Source organism: Bradyrhizobium sp. R2.2-H (assembly GCF_004346455.1).
Lineage (GTDB): Bacteria > Pseudomonadota > Alphaproteobacteria > Rhizobiales > Xanthobacteraceae > Bradyrhizobium > Bradyrhizobium diversitatis.
The window spans coordinates 177,277-198,422 of sequence record NZ_SMBR01000011.1; the positions used below are offsets into that span (position 1 = coordinate 177,277).

Genomic DNA, 21,146 nt, shown 5'->3' on the forward strand with positions numbered 1-21,146 from the left:
GAAACGCGGATGAAACGCCTTATCCTGCAAATCATCTTGCGCCTTGGCCGCTATGCGATCCTTCCCGTCGTCGCGCTGGCTTGCACGATTCTCGCCATATGGCTGATGATCATGGACCGGTACACGATTGCGGCGCTGGCCACGGCACCGATTGTGTTCACAATCTTCATGGCCGCGATGGCACTCGCAATTGGGCTGCTGTTCCTGCCTTCGCGCAAGCATCGCAGCTTCGAAGCCGACGAGGAGACCGCCCCGGGGCTCTGGGCGGTATGGAAGGAGCTCGATCGCGGCTTTGTCGGATCGAACCGCACTCTGCTGGTCAACACCGATTTCAACGCTTCGATCTCGGAAGAAAGCCGGTATGCCGGAGTGTTCGGGCAGCATGTCACGATGACCGTTGGTCTGCCATTGTTGATGATCCTGGATCAGCGGGCGGTTCGTGCCGTTGTCGCTCATGAAGTGGCGCACGCCCGGCTTCGGCACACGTCGGGAGGCACCAACCTTGCGGATTTCATGACGGCCGCGGAGAACGTTTTCTTCTACGCCGATCCGGAGCACACCGTTACCGGATATATTGTCCGCATCCTCCTCCATTCCCTGCTCGAAAGGCTCGAGAAGGAATACCGCGCGTTGTCACGGGAGAACGAGCTTGCCGCCGATTTCGAAGCGGCCGAGCAAGTTGGACGCGAGGAGATGGCACGCGCGCTGGTGATGATGGAGGTTTGTGGAGCACGTCTGACCGATCTCGTATTCGCCCCGCTGCAGAAGGAGGTGCTCGGCGCAATCAAGGCGCCATTACCGCCGTTCGCGCGAATCTTAGATCAGATCGCAGCCATAAGAGCGCCCGGACCCATGACCGCCGCCGTTGCCAGTCTGAGCCGCGAGCACGATCCCGATTCGACACATCCGCCTTTTGGCCAGCGGCTGGCGAGCCTCGGGTACACCGACATACCTGACATCGGCGAGATACAAGCGTCCGCAGTTGACCAGCTTCTCTCACCGGACGCTGCCAACGAACTCACCTTCCGATTCGATGAGGAATGGCGGAAGAAGGTCCAGGCGTGGGTCAGCGTCGGCAGATGAATGTGCGGGCTGTGGATGAGCGACCCGTCATGCATGTCCAGTTGCTTCATTGCCCGATGGCGCCTGATGCCGATTGTTCGATATTTCATGTCTGCGAGCTGTATCAGCCTGGCGTCGTGCGTGCGTTCGTGAAGAAGACGCAGAAGACCCCGCGGGCGCCGGGGTGGCGGTGATGGCGAGACGATGTGCCCCAGAGGAATCACATTGGCCCTCACAAAAGGTCGTCATGCCCGGGCTTGTTCCGGACATCCACGTTCCCGGTGCGACGTGGCGAGGCGTGGATGGCCGGGACAAGCCCGGCCATGACGATGTGGGGACTATATCGTGTCAAGCTACCTCACATGCGATAGCCCGATCCCTACCCCAACCTTACCCCGTCTTCGTCCCCGTTATGACGGCCAGCGCCTCGACGAGGCGGTCGAGGTCGGCCTCGTCAGTGTAGAGGGCCGGCGTCACACGGATGCACTGTCCTTTGGCGACGCCGGCGCGGCGCACCGTCATGATCCTGTAGCTGTCCCTCAGCTTCGCCACGATAAGCTCGTTGTCGACCTTGCCGGTCTTGCCGGCGAGGCGGAAGGACGTGATCGCGCCATATGAGCCGGCTTCATCCGGCGTCAGAATCTCGATGCCCTTGAATCCGCGGACGCGGCTCACCCAGTAGTCGCGCAAATAACGCAGGCGGGCTTGCTTGGCCGCCGCGCCGATCTCTTGATGCAGCGCCACGGCCGTGGGCACCGTCAGCACCGTGGCGAAATTGACCGTGCCGGTATGCACCCGCGAACGGATGTCGCTTTCCGGAAAATCCTCGTCGCCCATGTCGCGATCGATGGCCGCAAGGCGATCCTTCCTGATGTAGAGGAAGCCGACGCCGAGCGGGGCGCCGATCCATTTGTGCAGATTGAACCCGACGAAATCGGCCTCGAGCTCGCCCACCCGGAAGTCGATCTGTCCCCAGGAATGGGCGGCGTCGACGATGACGTCGATGCCCTTGGCCTTCGCCATGCGGGCGATCTCGGCGACCGGCATGACGAAGCCGGTGCGGTGGCCGACATGCGTCAGGAGCAGAAGCCTCGTCTTCGGGTTCGCCTCGATCGCACGGGCATAGGCGTCGAGCACCGCCTGGCGGGTGGCGGGCTCCGGCACGTCGAACTTGACCACATCGACGCCGCGGCGCGCCTTCAGCGCGTTCATCGCATACTGCATCGAATCATAGTCGAGATCGGCATAGAGCACGCCGTCGCCCGGCTTCAGCCGGTTGTAGCCGCCGATGAGGAGCTGAAGCGCTTCGGTGGCGCCGCGGGTCAGCGCGATCTCCTCGGGCAGCGCGCCGACCGCCTCCGCCACCCCAGCGCGCACGGCCTCGAAATCGGTCCCCGCACGCAGCCGCGCGTAATAGGTGTTCTGATAGTTGACCATGTCGGACTGGCGGATGAACTCGCGCCTGACAGGCTCGGCCATGATGCCCCAATAGCCGTTCTCGAGATTGACGACATCAGGCGTGACGGCATAGAGCCCCTTCACGGCCGCCCAATAGGCCTTGTCGGTGGCGACAGCGGCCATTGAGCCGGTCGGCTGCGCCGGAAGGCCTTCAGCCGCCATCGCCGGTGCCGCAAGCGGCACCACGGCTGCTGCAGCGAGGCCCTTGAGGACCAGCCGGCGGTCAGCCGAAATGGTGTTGTTCAATTGCATGTCAGCTCTCCCCCAGAGGCGCTTTCGAGCGAGGCGGCGCGCGGCTCGCGTCGAGAAAACGCGTCAAGCAATCATCTGGAGCTCCGTTCCGATGTCATCGAAACGGAAGAGGCTCCGGAGCGCCGGGAAAAGAGCAATGGACGATGCAGCTAAGATGACCGGAGCATGACAATGCGATGATCGCCAGGCCAATGCCGGCCGGCTCCGCGTTGGGCCGCTCGCAGGCAGGCGCCAAATCGATCGGCGGGATCGCCGGCCCTGATCGGGTAAGGCAGGTTGCGGATAGCGTGCGGCGGATCCTGCTCGTCAGAGCGACGGCAACATTGCCGCCACCGCGCCGTCGTCGTCAAACCGCAAGGCCCAATGCGCCGCCCTCGGGCTGAGGCGCCACTGAACCGGCAGGCACGTGATTGACGACGAGGCCGGTCGGCACCGCCGCATGTTTCGACAGCGCCGCGGTCACCCTGCGCATCGCGGCCGAACCGAGCTCGCCGGCGCGCGCCACCAGGACGATCAGGTCCGCATGCGAGGCCAGGGCGATGGCGTCGGGCTGCAAAGCGAGATTGCCGGCGTGGACGATGATCAGGTCGAATTCCGAACGAATGTCGTCCTCCGGCCTCGCATCGGGCTTGCGGCCGGCACTCAGCAGCTCCTCGATCGATTGGAGGCCCGCCGTGGTCGAACCGTCGTGCCATTCGGTCACCGGCGGCTGGTGACTTGCGAATTCCGGCTGGAGCCGGATCAGCACGCTCATCATGCCCCGATTCACGGCGGCGCGATTGAGCGAGCGCGCAACCGTGTTGCCGCCGGCGCTCTTTCCGACCGACAACACCAGCGCGACCTTGCAGCCGCGCACCGGCACACGGTCGATGCGTTCGAGCAACGGCCGCAGATGGGTGCCGACATCGAGCTCGGCCGAGGTGGCAACCGGTTTTTGCCAGACGGTGCTGATCCCGGCTCCGGATGCCAGCTCGGGGATACGAACCCAGACAGGAAGGCTGGGCATCGGCTCGGCCCGGGGCACGGCGGCGGGCGGGGGCTGGACTTGCCGGTTGGGCGCCTCCTCGGCATCCACAGATGCTGGCGCCTGAACGGACGCGGGCTCGTCGGCGGACACGCTCGTCATCACCGCAACGGCGCCGGTCGACGTCAACAGCGAGCCGATCGCCAGCGCCGCGAGCAGCAGGGCGAGCGGCGGGCGCGTCGAGCGCACCGGCGGAATGGCGATCGAGGCGACCTTGGTCTGGGAGGCCTGCAGCTGACGCTGCTCGGTGGTCATCTTGAACCTCGACAGGAACTGCTCGTAGATGTTCCTGTTGGCGTCGGCGTCGCGCTGCAGCTCCTGCAGCTTCACGAGAGCCTGGCCGTCGACCAGCATCTTGGTCTCGACGGCCTTGAGCTGCTTCTCCAGCGCGTTCTGCTGCTCGCGCTGGGCCTCATATTCGGACTTGGCCGTGTCGATGTTCTTCTTCCGCTCGATCTCGATCTGCCGGTTGATGTCGGCGAGCTGGCTGTAGGAGATCGCGAGGTCGGGATGGCGATCGCCATATACCGCCTTCTTCTGTGCGATCTGGTCATTCAAGGTCGAGCGCTGCGCGCGCAGCATGCTCAGCAGATCCTGCTTCACCGGCCCTTCGACATTGGCCTTGAGGTCGCGTTGCACCTGCTCGTAGCGCGCCTTGGCCTCCTCGGTGCGCGCGCGGGCGGCGGAGACCTGCTGGGTCAGATCGGTCACCCGCAATTGCTGCGTGGTGGATTCCTTGCCGGCATTGACGATGTTGTGCTCGAGCCGGAACGCGGCAACGGCATCTTCCGAGGCGCGCAGGCGCTCGTTCAGCGCCTTCAACCGGTCCTTGAGCCAGTCGGCGGCCTCGTCGGTTGCCTCGGTGCGAACGCGGCCCTGGCTGGCAACGAATGCCGCGGCGATCGCATTGGCGTAGTAGGCGGCGCGCTCGGGGCGGTTCGAGGTGAAGGAAATCGCAATGACGTAAGTGAGCCCGCGCCGGGTGATCTCTAGGCGCTTGCGGAATCTTTCGAGCAGGCGCGTCGTGTCGGTATAACCGCCCGAGATGTCCTCGTCGTCCGCGATCTTGAGCTGCTCGATCAGGGGACGGAGAAAACCGTCGGATTTTGCAATCTCGATCTGGCTCTGAAGCGCCGCGGCATCCTGGCCGATGCCCGGCAGCACCTCCTGATCCGAGGTCACGCGCAGTTCGCGGGGATCGAGCACCACCAGGGCCGTCGCGGCGTAGCGGACCGGAAGAACCACCAGGACGACGATGCCGAGGGCGAACAGCGCCGCGGCCAGGGTCAGAATGCGCCGGCCGTTCTCGCGCAGAAAGGAGAGTGTACCGAAGACGGTCAGCGATCCCATGGTCAGGCCAGGCGAGACGCCGTCAGGCTTCACCTTCGCAGCCCACGGCGCTTCCCAGGAAGCCGCTTGCTCCGTCGGGGCGATGCTTCGCGGAGATGCGCTTCGACCGAACGCCATGGGGTTGGACTCGAAATCAACTGACAGGCCTGGAGGCTTGCCGCACCGTAAATATCCATGGTTAACCGGCGGTTACGGCTGGGCTGGCCTTGGGCGGTGAACGATTCGTTAACGAGACGCGGCCAGTCACGCGCTGTATTTGACCATCGAGATCACTGGAGGCCGGCTTGCTTTGGCGTGACGCTTTCCTGACGGCACTCGTTGCACTGATGGCGTTGAGCTTTCTGCCATCGCTGCGGAAGTTCCGGCAGACGCCGGTCCCATTCGATCCCGCCCGGCCCTATCGGGCCTATACAAGGGACTATGACCTCGAGATCAAGGCCGGCGATCTGGATGCCGTCCTGGCCGCGTTGCCCGATCGTCGCTGGGCGGAGCGATTTCCGCAAATCGACCCCGGACCGCTGTACGACCTCGAAGCGGAGCTTGCGGGACGGCGCGCGGATCTTGCCGCCACCCAGCAGCAGGACAGTTCCCCTTCGGATACGATCGTGACACTGCTCATCGACCATTCTGGATCCATGCGCGGACAGCCGATCCTGTTCGCAGCAAGGGCTGCACTGGTCGCCTCGGATTTGCTCGATAGCCTCGGCGTCACCCACGAAGTGCTCGGCTTCACGACGGCACGCTGGAAGGGCGGACAGAGCCGGGAGAAATGGCTGAACGACCGCAAGCCCTCTTATCCCGGTCGCTTGAACGATCTGCTGCATGTCGTCTATTGCAGCCCCGCAGAGAAGCTGAGCGCGCGACATTGTGCCGAGATGCTGCGGCGGGATCTCCTCAAGGAGAACATCGATGGCGAGGCGATCGAATGGGCTGCGTCGCGCTTGCGCCAGCGCGACGAAAGACAGAAATGCCTTATCGTGCTGTCCGACGGCGCGCCGGTCGACGATTCCACGTTGCACGAGAATGGCGACAGGTATCTGGACCGCCATCTGCGCCGTGTCATCGGCGAGATCGAGCAGGCCGGCGATATCAGGCTTGCCGCAATAGGTATCGGCCATCCGGTCGAGCAGTACTACAAGGAGGGCCTCACGATCAGCTCTCCTGAAGAGCTGGAAAGCACCCTGGTTCAGCTCATCAACCGGCTCTTGCATCCGTCGGCTTAGTTGCATTCAGGCCGCGGAACGCATCGGCGGCGTCTGCCCGCACTCGCCTCGATGTGCGAGCGCTCACAAGGCGATGACATACCCGTCCCGCCTCGGATCGGCGGCCCCCGTCATCACGCCGGTTACCGGATCGAGCGCGACGGCCTGCATGCCTCCGCAGAGCATGGTCCATCCGGTGTCCAAAATCTCGATCTCGTGGCCGCGGCGCTTCAGTTCGGCGATGGTCTCCGGCGCGATGCGGTTCTCTGCCTGAATGAAGCGGCCGTCCCACAGCCTTGAACGCGGCGCCTCGATCGCCTGCTGCAGCGGAAGGCCAAACTCGATGTGCTGCACATAAGCCTGGGCCTGGGTTTGCGGGATGCCGTAGCTGCCGGGCGTCCCCAGCGCGAGCACCGGACGGCTGCCACGCGTCGCAATCGACGGTGCCATCGTCACCGGCAACGCGTCGCCCGGCTTGGCGAGGTTCGGGCTTCCCGGCTGCACGTCGGCCCAATGCAGATGATTGTTGAGGCAAACGCCGGTCCCCGGCACCACGACGCCGCTGCCGAACGGGCTGCCGAGACTTTGCGTCATGCAGACCAGATTGCCTTCGGCGTCGGCGATCGAGAACGAGGTGGTGTGGCCGGGATCGGCACGATCCTGCGGCATCCATTGCTCTGTCGGGCCCGTGATCGGCCGGCGGTCGCTCACACGCTTGCGAAGCCGCGCGATCGTCGCGTCGGACATTCCTCCAGCGGCTTGATCCGGTCCCGGATTGCCTCCCAGATTGCTATGGGCGATGCGCTCGCCGGCGGCGAGACGGATCGCGCGATAGACCGTATCGAGATGATCGGCGCCGTCCTTCGGCAGACGCCCGAGGTCGAAGGCTTCAAGGATCTTGAGGGTGAGGGCGAACTGGAAGCCGCCGCATTGCTGCGCCGGGACGTGAAGCTCGAGCCCCCGATAGGACACGGTCAGGGGATCGAACCAATGCGGCTTGACGGCGATGACATCGTCCAGCGTCAGGCTGCCGCCGAGCGTGGCGAGATAGTCCACGATCCGCCGGCCGAGCTTGCCGCCGTACAGATGCTCGGGCCCCAATTCGGAGATCTCGGCAAGAGTCTGCGCGAGATCAGGCTGCGCGACGATGCTGCCGAGCTTCACCGGCATTCCATCCGGGAGATAGTTCCTGACCAGTGCGGCGTGCAGCTCCGGCCACGGTTCGAGCAGCGGCACCTGCTCGTTGATCTCATCAACACCGAAGTCCGAGAGCGCAAAGCCGCCCTGCGCCAGCGTGATCGCCGGCGCAAAGACGTCCGGAAGCGATTTGCGTCCATAGCGCGAGAGCAGCTCGCACCAGCCCGCGAGATTGCCGGGCGTCGAGGCCGCCTGCGGACCGCGCTCGAGCTCGAATCTGCTGGTGTATCTGCCGACCGGGAAGCTTGCGGCCATCGGCGGAGCGAAGTCGAGCACGCGAATGCGCTGCTCGATCGCCACCCAGATCGTGGCCAGTCCAAACCCGGCAAGCCCCGACATGAACGGCTCGACCACGTTGAGGGCGGCCGCCGTGGCGACGGCCGCATCGAACGCATTGCCGCCCTGCATCAGGATTCGTGCACCGGCCTGTGCCGCGAGCGGATGCGCGGCGGCGACCATGCCGTGCCGCGAGAACAGCGTCGGACGCCCATATGTCCTGGCGAGTTGCATCCGGAAAAGGCCTTCCGCCGGTCAGTGCGACGTCGCGGCAGCCTGGATCGCCTCCGACATGATCTCCAGACCGCGATCGATTTCGGCCTCGGACACCGTGAGCGGCGGCGCGATGCGGAATACGCCGCCCATGCTGGGCAACTTGACGATGTTCATGCTGAGACCGCGACGCATGGTCTCCTCCATGATCCGCGCGCCGAGCTCGAACCACGGCGTCTTTGACTGCCGGTCGACGACGATTTCGAGACCGAGCAGAAGCCCGCGGCCCCTGACGTCACCGACGCATTCGAACTTTTGCTGCAGCGACAGCAATCCATCCCGGAGCCTGTTGCCCCTGGCGGTTGCCTGCGCCACTAACCCGTCGCGCGCGACCACGTCGAGCACCGTGACGCCGATTGCGGCGGGCAAGGGATCGGAGACATGCGTGGTGTAGAACAGGAAGCCGCGCTCGAACGCGGTCTGCTCGATGGCCTTCGTCGTCATGACCGCGGCGAGCGGCAGACCGGCGCCGAGCGTCTTCGACAGCGTGAGAATATCAGGCACCACGCCGTCACGCTCGAAGGCAAACATGTGCCCGGTGCGGCCGATTCCGGTCTGAGCTTCGTCGAGGATCAGCAGCATGCCGCGCTGCTCGCATTTTTGCTTCAAGGCCGCGAGATAGCCGAGCGGCAGTTCCAGAATGCCGCCGCTGGAGAGGATCGGCTCGGCGATGAAGGCCGCCAGATTACCGGTCGACTGGCTGTCGATCAGTGCGAACGCATCGTCCAGCTCGGTCTGCCAGTCGTTGCTGCCGTCGGCGTTCCTGAAGCGCGGCCGATAGGCGTTCGGCGCGGGAATGACGAACGATCCGACCGCGGCCGGCCCATAACCGCGACGGCCCGCGCTGTAGGTCGCCGACGCCGCCGCGCCGGTCATGCCGTGCCAGCTTTGCGCGAAGGCGACGATTTCGTGCCTGCCGGTGACGAGCTTGGCCATCCGGATCGCCGCTTCATTGGCTTCCGCGCCTGTCGTCAGCAGCTGCACGCGGTCGAGACCGGGCGCAAGGGCTGCGAGACGCTCGGCCAGCGTCACCACCGGGCGCGAGAGCATGCCGCTGAAGAGATGAGCGACCGCACCCATTTGCCGTGCGACCGTGGCGACGATGTCCGGATGCGTATGCCCCAGCACGGCACTCATCTGACCCGAGGTGAAGTCGAGGATGGCGCGTCCGTCGGCGTCGTAGACGAAACTACCGGCCGCACGCTCGATGATGACGGGTTCGAAACTCGGCCCATAGCGGGTCAGATGCGTGTTGGCGGACGCCCAGAAATCGGGATCGGCATTCAAGGTCATGACAGCCACCTGCGCTTGGGACGTCCGACCTCTAGTCAAGAATTTGACTTCAGGCTAATTGATATAATTCAATCTGGATATCAATCTTCCTGATGTCGATGCTGGATCTCACCCTTCTGAGGAATTTCGTCGTCGTGGCCCGCACCGGCTCGATCAGCCTGGCGGCCTTGCAGATTGGCCGGACACAGTCCGCGCTCAGCATGCAGATGCAACGGCTGGAACAGACGATCACGCAGCCGCTGTTTCACCGCAGCGGATCCGGCATGAGGCTGACCGCGGCCGGCGAGAAACTGCTCGCCCACGCCGAGACGCTGCTGGCGCAGCACGACGAGATTTTGGCCGACATGAGCGGCGAGAGTCTCAAGGGGACGCTGAGCCTCGGCTGCCCCGAGGACTATTCGATCGCTTTCCTGCCGGCGCTGCTGAAGGGGTTCTGCGCGCTGCATCCCAATGTCGAGCTGCGCATGGTCTGCGCACCGACCTCCGAGCTGCGCCCGATGCTGGTACGGCGCCAGATCGACATGGCGCTGGTCTCGCTGTCCGATGCCGGAGCGCGCGAGGTGATACGCGAGGAGCGCTTCGTCTGGGTCGCGAACGAGGCCGAACCGAAAATACTGACGCAGGATGTGCTGCCGCTGGCGCTGGCGGCGCCGATGAGCCTGGACTATCGCGCCGCCTGCGCCGCGATGGAGGCGGTCAATCGGCGCTACAGGGTCGCCTACGCGAGCAACAGCCTCGCCGGCCTGATCGCGATCGCGCGGTCCGGTCATGCGATCAGCGTCCTGACACGAACCGCCGTTCCGTTCGATCTTCACGTCGTCTCGGCCGGACTGCCCCTGCTTCCGACCATCGGCATCGCGCTCGAATTCTCGGAGGCGCGGCCCTCGCTGCTGGCGACGACGCTGGCCGAGCACGTCCGCACCGTGTTGCCCGGACTGAAGACCAAGGCGGAGATCGATTAGTGACCTCTTCGTGCGCGGCGAGCGCAGCGCTCAGCTGATGTTCAGGAGAATCCGTCCCGATGTGCCGCTGCGCATCAGGTCCAGCGCGTCGTTGATGTCATCGAGCGCGAACTCGTGGGTCACGATGCCGCGGTAGCTCACCTTGCCGGCGTCGCTGAGGCGGACCAGGCGCGGGATATCGCGCGCGGGCTGGCATTGCCCGCCTTCCGAGCCCTTCAGCACCTTCTCGAAGTGCAAGGGCAGCGTGTAGATTTCGGCCTTCTCGCGGGGAACACCGACGAGGATGCAGCGGCCTTTCTTGGCCGTGATCTCGTAGGCGAGCTCGATCAGATTCTTGACGCCGGTGGTCTCGACGACCTTGTCGGGTCCGTCGGCCCCCGTGATGGAGCGAACCTCGGCGGCGACATCCTTCACCGCCTCGGAGTTGATGGTGTGAGTGGCGCCGAAATCCCTCGCCATCGCCAGCTTGTTGTCGAGGCGGTCGATGGCAATGACCGGCCAGGCGCCGACCATCGCGGCAAATTGCACGATGTTCAATCCGACGCCGCCGACGCCGAACACGACGACCGCTTCGCCGATGGCGATCTGCGCATCGTTGTTGACGACGCCGAGCGCGGTCGTGACCGCGCAGCCGAGCAGCGGCGCGCTGGTGCGATCGATCGAGGCGGGAACGGGCGTGACGCGATTCTCCGAGACCACGGCATATTCATTGAAGGTGGTAACCCACCCCGCATTGAGACGTTTGCCGCGCCAGGAATAGACCGGTGTGTTGGACTGGATGCCCTTGCCGGGCCGCCAATGCATGACGACGGTATCGCCCTGCTTACAGGAGACGACGCCGGGCCCGGTCTCGACGATCGTTGCCAGCGCTTCGTGTCCCAACAGATGCGGCAGGAACTTGTCGGCGCCCTTGACGGCGTCGATCTCGTTGATCTGCGCACCGCAGATGCTCGAGGTGTGCACATGCGCAAGCACCTGGCCGTGCTCGAGCGTATCAGGCAGGGTGAACTCGTCGACGACTAGCGGCTTGCCGGATTCGACGAGGATTGCCGCCTTGGCAGTCTTGATATCCATCAGCAGCGCCCGGTCACTCGAAATAGATGAATTCGTAATCGCCGGTGTAGCCGAGCTTGCCGTACAGCCAGATCCATTCCGACGTGTGCAGGATGGACTCCGCCGTCAGCGCCCAGCATTCGAGATTGTGCAGTTCGGCGACGGTCCGGTAGCCCTCGACCATGATGTACTTGTTCTTCCCGACCCGCTCGATCTCCTTGACCGCCGCCTCGAGCTCATACAGCCTGAGATTGTGCAGGGTGCCGAGCGAGATGACGAGATCGAAACTGTCGTCGCCATAGGGATAGACGTCCTGGGCGCGATAGTTGAAGAGGTACGGCTTCACCTGCTCGTGCGCGTTCGCAAGACCGTGCCGGGAGATATCGAAGCCGACGACCTTCAAGCCGGGCAGGATCTTCTGCATCTCGTAGAGCAGGAAGCCCTTGCCGCAGCCGACATCGAGCACGCTCGACCCATCCTTCAGACCGTACGTCTCGATCAGCGCCTTGGCGACCGGCGCCCAGCGCCCCTCGATGAAGCGATAGCCGCCATAGCCGAAGCGGCGGTCGCCATCCCAGTAATCAGCCTCGTATTCCCGCGCTTTCAGCGAGCAGGCGATCTTCTCGTCGTTCATGCGGGCCATGTAATCGCGCTTGGTCGCCGTGTGCAGCGGCGTCACAATATTCAGTAGTCGTCCCATCGAGCCCTCGGATTCCATCACGCGCGGAGATTGTCTTGTACTGGCCTAGGGAGCCTTGCGCCGTGATCTGCGACTCGCCCTAGCATCTGGCCCGCGCGCCGTCATTGTTTCAGATCAATGACCGGCGAATCATGCCGCGGCGGCGCCGCCGATCCGCCGCCGAACACGGAGTGGCTGCGGCACATCGCGGGCGACCGGCACTAGGCTCTCGGTGCGGCCGCCGGAAAACATGACGTCGAAGCGCATGCAACCAGAATGCGAACATCGCGTTCTTGCTGAAGAGAAGGTCCCGCGCTCAGGATATTTGTCATTGCCGCAAGGGAGCCCACCATGCCGACCAAACCGACCATCGCCCGCATCTGGCGCGGCCGGACCCGCCGCGACCTCGCTGACGCCTACCAGGCCTATCTGCAGGCCGAGGGCATTCCGCCGCTGTTGAAGACCGCGCTCGGCGTGCAGCAGTTGCGCGAGGACCGTGCCGAGGAGACCTGGTTCACCACCATCTCCTATTGGCCGGACATCGAGGCCATGACGGCCTTCACCGGGGGCGAGCCGACCGAGGTCCATCATCTCGCGCGCGACGCGGAATTCCTGATCGAGCTGCCGGAACGCATCGAGATCCACCGCATTCTGATCGATGAGCGGGGCCTGCGGTGAAAGGCTCAGTTCCATATTGTTCCGCCTGCATCTTCGGGAGAGCTCATTTTCCGCGGCCTGCTGGCGCTCGCCTTGCGCGGATGGAACCAAGCGGGCAACCCGCCGTTGCTCTACCTTCGACAATATGGAGCGCGACATGACAATGCGTAAGACTTTCGTCGTCCTTGCGGCCGCCGGAGCGATGCTCTCGACGGCTGCCTCGCCGGTGCTCGCGGCGCCGCTGCCGATCGCCAATCCCGGTCCCGACTCAGGCGTGCAGCAGGTGCAGTACCGGCATGGGTACGGACGTGGATACGGATATAGGCATGGCTACGGCCACAGGCACCATCACGGCCATTACGGCACCGGCGCAGCCGTACTCGGCGGCCTCGCAGCGGGCGCGATCATCGGCGGCGCAATCGCCAACAGCCAGGCTCAATCCAATGCCGTCTCCTACTGCGCGCAGCGCTATCGCTCCTACGATCCCGGCTCGGGGACCTATCTGGGCAACGACGGTCTGCGTCACCCTTGCCCGTGACGCGCGCATGAGCTTGCGGCAGCCTCATCGCACAGCGAGAGGCTGCCGACACTCGGCATGCACTCGCCAAGCGGCGGACGTGTCTTGATTCCGCACTCCGCCGCGCTATACGTGTCGATCATGATGTTCACGTCCACATTCTTCCCGCTGATCTGAACGGCAAAGAGTCGTTCCGGCGCATCTGCGCCAATCGGATCAACCGGCTGCGCTTGATGCGGTAGCCGAGCGGAGAATGTGCAATGCCCAAGACCGAACAGGTTGGCCTGACGCCCCGTCAGGTCCAGAACTTCATCAACGACGGTTTCGTCAAGATCGAGAATGCCTTCAGCACCCGGCTTGCAGAGCAATGCAGGGACGAGCTGTGGGCGGATATTGGCCTGTCGCCGGACCACCCCGAAAACTGGGCGCAGCCCGTTGTCCGGGTGGGATCCAAGGCTTCGCCCCCATTCGTTGAAGCCGCGAATGCGCCGCCCCTGCACCGAGCCTACGATCAACTCGTGGGCGAAGGGCGCTGGCTTGCGCCGAGCGGCCTCGGGACCTTTCCGATCCGCTTCCCCTCGGCCGAATCCCCTGGTGATGATGGCTGGCACGTGGACATGAGCTTCGGCACCACCGATCCGGATTTCATGGAATGGCGTGCCAATGTGAAGAGCAGCAGACGCGCATTGCTGATGCTCTTCCTGTTCTCGGATGTTGGCCCGGACGATGCACCCACGAGGATCCGGAAAGGCTCGCATGCTGCAATCGCGCGGGAGCTGCTGCCCTACGGCGAGGCAGGCGCGACGCTGCGGCAGCTCTCCGCCGAGAACTACGCCTCGACGGCGGATTGCGAGGTTGAACTGGCGACCGGCGCGGCAGGCAGCGTCTATCTGTGCCATCCGTTCCTGGTTCATGCCGCGCAACCTCATCGCGGGAAGCGGCCGCGCTTCATGGCACAGCCTCCGCTGTTGCCGAAGGGCGAATTTGATCCGGCGTTGCCACCTTCCCCGGTTCAGATCGCGATCCGGCAAGCCTGCGGGCTGACGGTGTAGGTGGAGGACATCCAGCCGCGGCCGTCCTGACCTGAAATCAACGACCATTTGAGCGCCGGCATCGCAGCGGCGAGCTCTTTCGCGCTGATGAACGGGCAGGTTTCGGCCCCGCGTGCGGGAAGCACCGGGGCGGCTGCGATGGCAAGGAAGAGGGCGAGGCAGGAGAACAGGCGGCCGATCGTGCGCGTGGACGTACCTACCCGAATTGGCGCGCCGCGCCGGACGTTTTCGTCGTCAGTTCGAGAACTGTACTTAATCATCTGGACGATTGATAATAGGAAAGCCGAACAATCTACGGATCGTCCAAGTGGACCCACTCAGCGATGTAATTGCCCTGCTTCGGCCAAGCACGGCCATTTCCAAACCCATATCTGGCCGGGGTGCTTGGGCCGTGCGCTATGCCGCCCACGACGCCCCCGGCTTTACGATCATTCTGAGAGGTGAGTGCTGGATTGCATTTGCCGGTGAGCCCCCGTTGAAGCTCGAGACAGGGGCCTTCCTGCTTCTGCCCACCACGCCAGCCTTCACCCTTAGCAGTCATCCCGGCATGGCCGGGACGCCGCGAGATCCGATGGATGTACCTGTTCGTCATGGCGAGCAGGAGGGTGAAGCGCATTTCGAGGCGCTGGGCGGCACGTTTTGCATCGAGACGGCGAATGCGCCGCTGCTGCTCGCCTTGTTGCCGCGCATGATCCATGTGCCGCCGCCCGAGGGGCGATCGGTGCGGCTCGGCCGGCTGATTAATCTCATCGCAGAGGAATGCCGTGGCAATGAGCCCGGCAAGGACATGATCCTCCAGCGCATGTTGGAAGTTCTTCTCATCGAGGCCCTTCGCTCGCATGGCACGACGATGGATGAGGACCGCGCCGGTCTTCTGCATGGCATGCGCGATCCGGCTTTGGCACGGGTCCTTGCGGCCATGCATGCTGATGTGCGCGCCGATTGGACGGTCGCCAGCCTTGCCCGCATCGCCGGCCAATCGCGTTCCGCCTTTGCCGCGCGGTTTGGCGCGGTGCTCAGCTGCGGCCCGATCGAATATCTCGCCCGATGGCGGATGGCGCTGGCGAAAGACGCGCTATTGCGCGGGGCAAAGACGCTCGACCGGATCGCCGACGACATCGGCTACGAATCCGCTAGCGCCTTCAGCACCGCCTTTCGCAAGCGGCTCGGCTGTCCGCCGGGGCAATTTGCCCGGATCAACGGCCGCAGCGATCACGCCTGAGACCACAGCACCAATCTGGACGATTGAACAATACAAATGGACCATGGATTATAGATCGTCTCGAAGACCAAACCTATCAAAGGACCATCCGAAATGAATGATGGTCCCCATGCAAACGATCCTGATTACCGGCACATCCTCTGGCTACGGCCTGGAAACAGCGCTGCATTTCCTCGACAAGGGCTGGAATGTCATCGCCACGATGCGGCGCCCCGACGCCAGTCTTTTTCCTGCGTCACCGAGGCTGTGTCTCCTGCCGCTCGACGTGACGAACGACGAAAGCATCGCGGCAACCGTCGCAGCGGCCGGGCCGATCGACGTGCTGGTCAATAATGCCGGCATCGGCGTTGTCGGCGCATTCGAGGCGACGCCAATGGCGCATATCCGCAAGGTCTTCGCCACCAATACGTTCGGCGTCATGGCGATGTGCCAGGGCGTGATTCCGCAGATGCGCGAACGCCGGTCCGGCATGATCGTCAACGTGACCTCGAGCGTGACGTTGGCCGCCATGCCGCTAGCGGCCGCTTATACGGCCAGCAAGCAGGCGATCGAGGGCTTCACCGGCTCGCTCGCGCATGAGCTTGGCTATTTCAACGTCCGCGCCAGGCTGGTGGAACCAGGTTATGCCCCGACGACCCGCTTCGCGCAGAATACGGACGTACGGATCGAGGATCTGATTCCACCTGCCTATGCTGGTTTTGCGGCCCCCATCTTCGAGGCCTTCGCCCACCCTGCCATGACGACAAAGGAAACCGATGTCGCCGAGGCCATCTGGGCGGCCGTTCACGACACGTCCAACCGGCTCCAGTTTCCGGGCGGTGCCGACGCGGTGGCGCTCTATGAAGCCCGTCAGGGGTAAGCTCAACGGCCCGTCGATTACACATGCCAGTCGCAGCGCGGCATTGGTTCTCACGCCGGTGCCGGCTGTTCTCGATCATCGTTTCCATTCGGAGACGCGAACTTGCCGGATGCAACGCAGGGCCGTCGTCACTGCCCGTTATATTCGGCCCAACAATCCGCCGTTTCATAGACGCGGACCGCCCACAGTTGCTGAAGGCTCGGCTTCAGCCGGTCCCAGATCCAGACCGCGATATTCTCGGCGGTCGGGTTCTCGAGGCCTTCGACCTCGTTCAGGCATTGGTGGTCCAGCGTGCCCATGATGTCGGCGAAGCACTTTTCGATATCGAAGAAGTCTGCAACGAAGCCGGTGTGCGGGTCTACGGGACCGTCCAGCTGGACCTCGACCCGATAGGAATGGCCATGCAGCCGGCTGCACCGGTGCGTCTCGGGCACGTTTGGCAGCCGATGCGCCGCCTCGAATTTGAACGCCTGCGATATCCTCATCAGCTCCTCACACGGCGTGACCATCCGGTCTCGGCCCGGTCTGGCGACCAGATGCTGCCTTGCCTGACCTTCCGTCGAAGAATGGCGCACCCGGAACGATCCGAACGTCCGCCCCTCAGATACGCGATCTGAGGCTAAATCATTGATTTTGCATCGACTCGTCACCGTCAGAAAGGACTAAGCACATAAGCGTTCGGCTTTTCAACCTCTTTGGATTCGGCGGTTACCGTGGAGGAAGGAAGAGCGTCGACCGATGTTGTTCGTGACTGTCATCAGCCGGAGACCGTACGCTCGCGAATCTCCTGAGCCCCGGAGAGAATGCCGCGCTGGAGCGCGCGCGCGGCGGGCGAGAGATCGCGGCCGATGCGCCAGATCAGATAGAGCTCGCGCTCGATCACGGGCTCGACCAGCTTGCGCCAGGTGAGCACGGGATGGCTGGCCTCGGGCCAAGCGAGACTCGGCAACGGTGCGACGCCGACGCCGGCCTCGACCAGCGCCAGCAGCGTCGCCGGATGCTCGGCCTCGTGGATCGGCATGCCCTGACCGAGATCGGCAACGCCGCGCTCGATCTCGAGCCGGATTCCGGTGCCTGATGCCATCACAACGAGGCCGGCCTTCGAGGCTTCCGCCCAGCTTACCGCGTCCCGCGCGGCGAGCGGATGGTCGCGGCGCATCACCAGCGCGAAATTGTCGACGAGCAGTCGTGAAGCATCGAGCTCGGGATCGTCGCCCGGGACGTTGGCAATGCCAAGATCGACGTCGCCGCCGCGCAGCGCAGCGAAGATCTGATGCCGCGAGATCTCCTTCAACGTCACCGCGACCATCGGATGCTCGCGCTGGAACGCGGCGAGCACGCGCGGCATCAGCCGCAGCGCGACCGACGGCACGCAGGCCACCGTGACGTGACCGCGGCGATGTTCGCGCAAATCGCGCAGATCCTGAAGCTGTCGATCGAGATCGGCGAGCAGGCGCTGAATGCCCGGCATGAAGTCCGCGCCGACCTTGCTGAGCTGAAGCCTTCGCGTGGTGCGGTCGAGCAGCCGCACGCGCAGGCCGTCTTCCAGCTGGCGCACCAACTGGCTGACAGCGGATTGCGACATGCCGAGCGACCGTGCCGCGGCACTGAAGCTGCCGGTCTCGACAACGCGGACGAAAACGCGGAGCTGCTTCAGGTCGAGCTGATCTATCATGTTTGCTTATAAATATATCTCTCTATTCCTGATTGCTAATGAAAATCTCCAATGCAAGGATTTTGTGCGAAGACCGGGAACGATCAGAAATTGGGCACAATGGGAACTAACCCACTGTTCCAACAAGCAAAAGGATTGGGACGTGATCAACCGACGCGACCTCATGAAATACTCGCTGCTGGGCGCGGCAACGGCGCCGCTGGCCGGCCTCTCCACCCCGACCTTCGCAGCCGGCAAAGTGGCAATCGCCGAAGCGCTGCGGCTCGGCATGTACAACTCGCTTTATGTCGCGGCTGACAAGGGACTGTTCGCCAAGCATGGCCTCGATGCCGACCTCTCCACCGCCGGCGGCATCGCGCTGCCGGTGCCGATTCTGCTTTCAGGGCGCGGTCAAATCGGGGTGACCAGCCCGGGCATGTCGGTGAATGCAGTGCGCGAGGGCGGCAAGATCAAGAACATCGCCAAGATCGTCGGCGGCGTGTCGATGTGGGGCATTGCGAAACCCGACAGCAAGATCAGGACGATCGAGGATCTCCGCGGCAAGACCATCGCGACGCTGAAATTCCCCTCTTCGACGATCCAGGTGCCGACCTATGCGATCAAGACCATCGGCAAGTTCGATCCGAAGGAGGCCGGCGTCACGTTCCTCGAACTGCCGCCGGGCGCGCAGGCCGCCGCGGTGAAGGACGGCCGCGCCGACATCGCTACCGCCTTCGAATGGGACGTCAGCATCGCCGCCGAGCAGTTCGGCCTCGTGCCGGTGCTGTCCTTTGCCGATGCGCTGGGATCGCTCTGCTTTACCACCGCGATGGCGACGGAAGAGACGATCGCGAGCAACCCGGCCGCCATCCAAGGCTTTTGCAATGCGATCGCAGAAGCGCAGAAGCTGATGCACGAGAACAACGCTGTTTTCACCGAGGTCGCCGAAAAATACTTCCCGAAGGTCACACCATCCGTCGTCGCCAGCGCAACGAAGAACTTCTTCGGCTCGAAGACCGCGATCCCGCGCAACCCGACCATCTCCGCCGACGAATGGGACCGCGCGATGCGGCTCGAACAAGGCGGCGGCGCAGTGCAATCCGCACTCCCGTATGCGCAGATGGTCGACAACCGTTTCGCCGAGCAGGCGACCAGGCAGTTCGGTCTCGCGTGATGATCGTGAACACCTCCGACGCGCGCGAGCAGCGCTTTGTCACGCTCCCGGCGCGGCCCGAGCCGCTCCGGCTCGCGGTCGACGAGACGGCCGTGGTCGTCGTCGACATGCAGAACGCCTATGCCTCGCCGAACGGCTATCTCGACCTCGCCGGCTTCGACATCTCCGGCGCCAAGGCCGCGATCACGGCGATCCAGGACGTGGTGGCGGTCGCGCGGGGCGCCGGCGTTCCCGTGATCTTCTTCCAGAACGGCTGGGACGCCGACTATGTCGAGGCCGGTGGGCCGGGCTCGCCGAACTGGCACAAGTCGAACGCGCTGAAGACGATGCGCAAACGGCCCGAGCTGCAAGGCAGGCTGCTCGCCAAGGGCGGCTGGGACTATGCGCTGGTCGACGAGTTGCAGCCCAAGCCCGGCGACATCGTGGTGCCGAAGACGCGCTACAGCGGCTTTTTCAACAGCCAGTTCGACAGCATTTTGCGCGCCCGCGGCATCCGCAATCTCGTGTTCTGCGGCATCGCCACCAATGTCTGCGTGGAATCGACCCTGCGCGACGGCTTCCATCTCGAATATTTCGGCGTGATGCTGGAGGACGCAACGCACCAGGCCGGTCCCGACTACATCCAGAAAGCCTCAATCTTCAACATCGAGACCTTCTTCGGCTGGGTCTCGTCCGCGAGCGATTTCCGCCGCGCCTTTGCCCAGACCGAAGCTATTCCAGCACAAGAGGATACGCCATGACCGACCGCGCCATCATTCCGCCGGGCACACACGCGCCCATCGCCCCGTACTCGCCGGGCATGATGGCCGACAACGTCATCTACGTCTCGGGCACGCTGGCGTTCGATTCGAACAACGACGTCGTCCATGAAGGCGATGCCGCCGGCCAGACCCGGCACATCCTCGAGACCATCAAGCGCGTGCTCGAGACGGCGGGGTCGAGCCTTGCAGACGTTACCTTCAACTCGATCTTCATCACTGATTGGGCGAACTATGCGGCGGTCAACAAGGTCTATGCCGAATATTTTCCCGGCGAGAAGCCGGCGCGGTACTGCATCCAGTGCGGCCTCGTGAAGCCCGCCTGCCTCGTCGAGATCGCCTCGATCGCGCACAAGAGGGCGTGAGGTGGCCGTGCTCGATGCAGGCCAGGCCGCAGTGACGGGCGCGCGGTTCAAGCTGCCCACCGCAGCCCGGATCGCGCTGCTCCAGATCGCACTATTGGTCGCACTGCTGGCGGCGTGGGAGCTTGCGATCCGCCTCGGCTTCATCGCCGTCTATCTCTACGGCCAGCCGAGCGGCATCATCGCGAAAGCGGGCAAGCTCATCGCCAGTGGCGAGTTGCTCCGCGACGCCGGGCTCACCGCATGGGAAGCCATCGCCGGTTTCCTGATCGGCACGGTGCTCGGCAGCGCTGCGGGATTGTCGCTATGGCTGTTCCCGACCGGCGCGGCGGTGCTGCGGCCGTATCTGATCGCGCTCAACGGCCTGCCGAAAATCGCGCTGGCACCGCTGATCATCGTCTGGTTCGGCATCGGCCTCTCCTCGAAGATCGCGATCGCGGCGATCATCACCTTCATCGTCGCGGTCATCACCGCACTCCAGGGCGCCAAGGAGGTCGACGCCGATCTCGTCAAGCTGCTGCGCTCGCTCGGCGCTTCGCGCTGGAAGACCTGGCGCACCGTGATCGTGCCCGGCGCGATGCCGTGGATCGTCGCGGCCTTCCGCCTCAATGTCGGCTTTGCCCTGATCGGCGCCGTCGTCGGCGAGTACATCGCCTCGAAAGAGGGCCTCGGTTACATGATCTACTATGCCGGCGTGCTCTACGACCTCAACGCGGTGTGGGTGGGCATCGCGGCGCTGATGGCGGTGGCGCTGCTGATGTACTCCGCGATCGACCTGATCGAGCGGCGCCTGCTGTCCTGATCCGAAAC

Annotated in this window: 21 protein-coding genes; 12 read left to right on the plus strand and 9 right to left on the minus strand. The window is 64.1% G+C overall.

Annotated features, from left to right (window positions below; all coding sequences use genetic code 11):
• Nucleotides 1-9: 9 nt before the first annotated feature.
• On the plus strand, nt 10-1,083 hold the full coding sequence (locus EDE08_RS26945; RefSeq protein WP_131871773.1) for a M48 family metallopeptidase: 1,074 nt from the start codon (nt 10-12) through the stop codon (nt 1,081-1,083).
• A gap of 369 nt (nt 1,084-1,452) precedes the next feature.
• Here EDE08_RS26945 and EDE08_RS26955 read toward each other — a convergent pair whose 3' ends face one another.
• Complete coding sequence (locus tag EDE08_RS26955) at nt 1,453-2,772, minus strand: aminotransferase class V-fold PLP-dependent enzyme (protein WP_131871775.1); 1,320 nt, start codon at nt 2,770-2,772, stop codon at nt 1,453-1,455.
• Between the two features lie 346 nt (nt 2,773-3,118).
• Complete coding sequence (locus tag EDE08_RS26960) at nt 3,119-5,263, minus strand: GumC family protein (protein WP_131871776.1); 2,145 nt, start codon at nt 5,261-5,263, stop codon at nt 3,119-3,121.
• A gap of 167 nt (nt 5,264-5,430) precedes the next feature.
• On the opposite strand from EDE08_RS26960, the gene EDE08_RS26965 reads away from it, so the two are divergent.
• Nucleotides 5,431-6,369, plus strand: coding sequence for a cobaltochelatase CobT-related protein (locus tag EDE08_RS26965; protein WP_245524897.1), 939 nt, complete (start codon nt 5,431-5,433; stop codon nt 6,367-6,369).
• A gap of 63 nt (nt 6,370-6,432) precedes the next feature.
• Here the strand turns inward: EDE08_RS26965 and EDE08_RS26970 are convergent, their stop codons facing one another.
• Nucleotides 6,433-8,055, minus strand: coding sequence for a gamma-glutamyltransferase family protein (locus EDE08_RS26970; protein WP_131871777.1), 1,623 nt, complete (start codon nt 8,053-8,055; stop codon nt 6,433-6,435).
• Nucleotides 8,056-8,076: 21 nt separating this feature from the next.
• Nucleotides 8,077-9,387, minus strand: a complete 1,311-nt coding sequence (locus tag EDE08_RS26975; protein WP_131871778.1) for an aspartate aminotransferase family protein — start codon at nt 9,385-9,387, stop codon at nt 8,077-8,079.
• A gap of 98 nt (nt 9,388-9,485) precedes the next feature.
• Here EDE08_RS26975 and EDE08_RS26980 point away from each other — a divergent pair, with 98 nt between their 5' ends.
• Nucleotides 9,486-10,349, plus strand: coding sequence for a LysR family transcriptional regulator (locus EDE08_RS26980; protein ID WP_131871880.1), 864 nt, complete (start codon nt 9,486-9,488; stop codon nt 10,347-10,349).
• 30 nt (nt 10,350-10,379) lie between these two features.
• Here the strand turns inward: EDE08_RS26980 and EDE08_RS26985 are convergent, their stop codons facing one another.
• Together EDE08_RS26985 and EDE08_RS26990 are read right to left on the minus strand one after the other, a co-directional pair.
• Nucleotides 10,380-11,423, minus strand: a complete 1,044-nt coding sequence (locus EDE08_RS26985; protein WP_131871779.1) for a zinc-binding dehydrogenase — start codon at nt 11,421-11,423, stop codon at nt 10,380-10,382.
• 13 nt (nt 11,424-11,436) lie between these two features.
• On the minus strand, nt 11,437-12,123 hold the full coding sequence (locus EDE08_RS26990) for a class I SAM-dependent methyltransferase (protein ID WP_131871780.1): 687 nt from the start codon (nt 12,121-12,123) through the stop codon (nt 11,437-11,439).
• Nucleotides 12,124-12,432: 309 nt separating this feature from the next.
• On the opposite strand from EDE08_RS26990, the gene EDE08_RS26995 reads away from it, so the two are divergent.
• The 3 genes from EDE08_RS26995 to EDE08_RS27005 all read left to right on the plus strand — a co-directional run bounded on the left by EDE08_RS26995 (nt 12,433) and on the right by EDE08_RS27005 (nt 14,307).
• The gene (locus EDE08_RS26995; RefSeq protein ID WP_131871781.1) at nt 12,433-12,759 is read left to right on the plus strand and encodes a hypothetical protein; all 327 of its coding nucleotides are present in this window, start codon (nt 12,433-12,435) and stop codon (nt 12,757-12,759) included.
• 136 nt (nt 12,760-12,895) lie between these two features.
• Nucleotides 12,896-13,276 carry a BA14K family protein gene (locus EDE08_RS27000; protein ID WP_207913104.1) on the plus strand — a complete coding sequence of 127 codons (381 nt, stop codon included), beginning with the start codon at nt 12,896-12,898 and terminating at the stop codon, nt 13,274-13,276.
• Nucleotides 13,277-13,515: 239 nt separating this feature from the next.
• The gene (locus EDE08_RS27005) at nt 13,516-14,307 is read left to right on the plus strand and encodes a phytanoyl-CoA dioxygenase family protein (RefSeq protein WP_131871782.1); all 792 of its coding nucleotides are present in this window, start codon (nt 13,516-13,518) and stop codon (nt 14,305-14,307) included.
• Here the strand turns inward: EDE08_RS27005 and EDE08_RS39165 are convergent.
• Nucleotides 14,268-14,567 carry a hypothetical protein gene (locus EDE08_RS39165; protein WP_245524898.1) on the minus strand — a complete coding sequence of 100 codons (300 nt, stop codon included), beginning with the start codon at nt 14,565-14,567 and terminating at the stop codon, nt 14,268-14,270. The two genes, EDE08_RS27005 and EDE08_RS39165, sit on opposite strands and share 40 nt — an antisense overlap.
• Before the next feature lie 47 nt (nt 14,568-14,614).
• Here EDE08_RS39165 and EDE08_RS27015 point away from each other — a divergent pair, with 47 nt between their 5' ends.
• Entirely contained in the window at nt 14,615-15,529 is a 915-nt protein-coding gene (locus EDE08_RS27015; protein WP_131871783.1) for an AraC family transcriptional regulator, read from the plus strand.
• 109 nt (nt 15,530-15,638) lie between these two features.
• Nucleotides 15,639-16,388: an SDR family oxidoreductase gene (locus tag EDE08_RS27020; protein WP_131871784.1), complete on the plus strand. Its 750-nt coding sequence runs from the start codon at nt 15,639-15,641 to the stop codon at nt 16,386-16,388.
• 128 nt (nt 16,389-16,516) lie between these two features.
• On the opposite strand, the gene queD is transcribed toward EDE08_RS27020, so the two are convergent.
• Both queD and EDE08_RS27030 read right to left on the minus strand, forming a co-directional pair.
• Nucleotides 16,517-16,873 carry a 6-carboxytetrahydropterin synthase QueD gene (gene queD, locus EDE08_RS27025; RefSeq protein ID WP_131871785.1) on the minus strand — a complete coding sequence of 119 codons (357 nt, stop codon included), beginning with the start codon at nt 16,871-16,873 and terminating at the stop codon, nt 16,517-16,519.
• A 272-nt stretch (nt 16,874-17,145) separates the two neighbouring features.
• Nucleotides 17,146-18,063, minus strand: a complete 918-nt coding sequence (locus EDE08_RS27030; protein WP_131871786.1) for a LysR family transcriptional regulator — start codon at nt 18,061-18,063, stop codon at nt 17,146-17,148.
• A 142-nt stretch (nt 18,064-18,205) separates the two neighbouring features.
• On the opposite strand from EDE08_RS27030, the gene EDE08_RS27035 reads away from it, so the two are divergent.
• The 4 genes from EDE08_RS27035 to EDE08_RS27050 are packed head-to-tail and all read left to right on the plus strand — an operon-like array spanning nt 18,206 to nt 21,138.
• Nucleotides 18,206-19,216, plus strand: coding sequence for an ABC transporter substrate-binding protein (locus tag EDE08_RS27035; RefSeq protein WP_131871787.1), 1,011 nt, complete (start codon nt 18,206-18,208; stop codon nt 19,214-19,216).
• A gap of 5 nt (nt 19,217-19,221) precedes the next feature.
• Complete coding sequence (gene rutB / locus EDE08_RS27040) at nt 19,222-19,956, plus strand: pyrimidine utilization protein B (protein WP_245524899.1); 735 nt, start codon at nt 19,222-19,224, stop codon at nt 19,954-19,956.
• Nucleotides 19,953-20,339 carry a pyrimidine utilization protein C gene (gene rutC, locus EDE08_RS27045; RefSeq protein ID WP_131871789.1) on the plus strand — a complete coding sequence of 129 codons (387 nt, stop codon included), beginning with the start codon at nt 19,953-19,955 and terminating at the stop codon, nt 20,337-20,339. The genes rutB and rutC overlap by 4 nt, the downstream gene beginning before the upstream one ends.
• A 1-nt stretch (nt 20,340) precedes the next feature.
• A complete protein-coding gene (locus EDE08_RS27050; RefSeq protein WP_131871790.1) occupies nt 20,341-21,138 on the plus strand; it encodes an ABC transporter permease in 798 nt (265 codons plus the stop codon).
• The last annotated feature ends 8 nt before the right edge of the window (nt 21,139-21,146 follow it).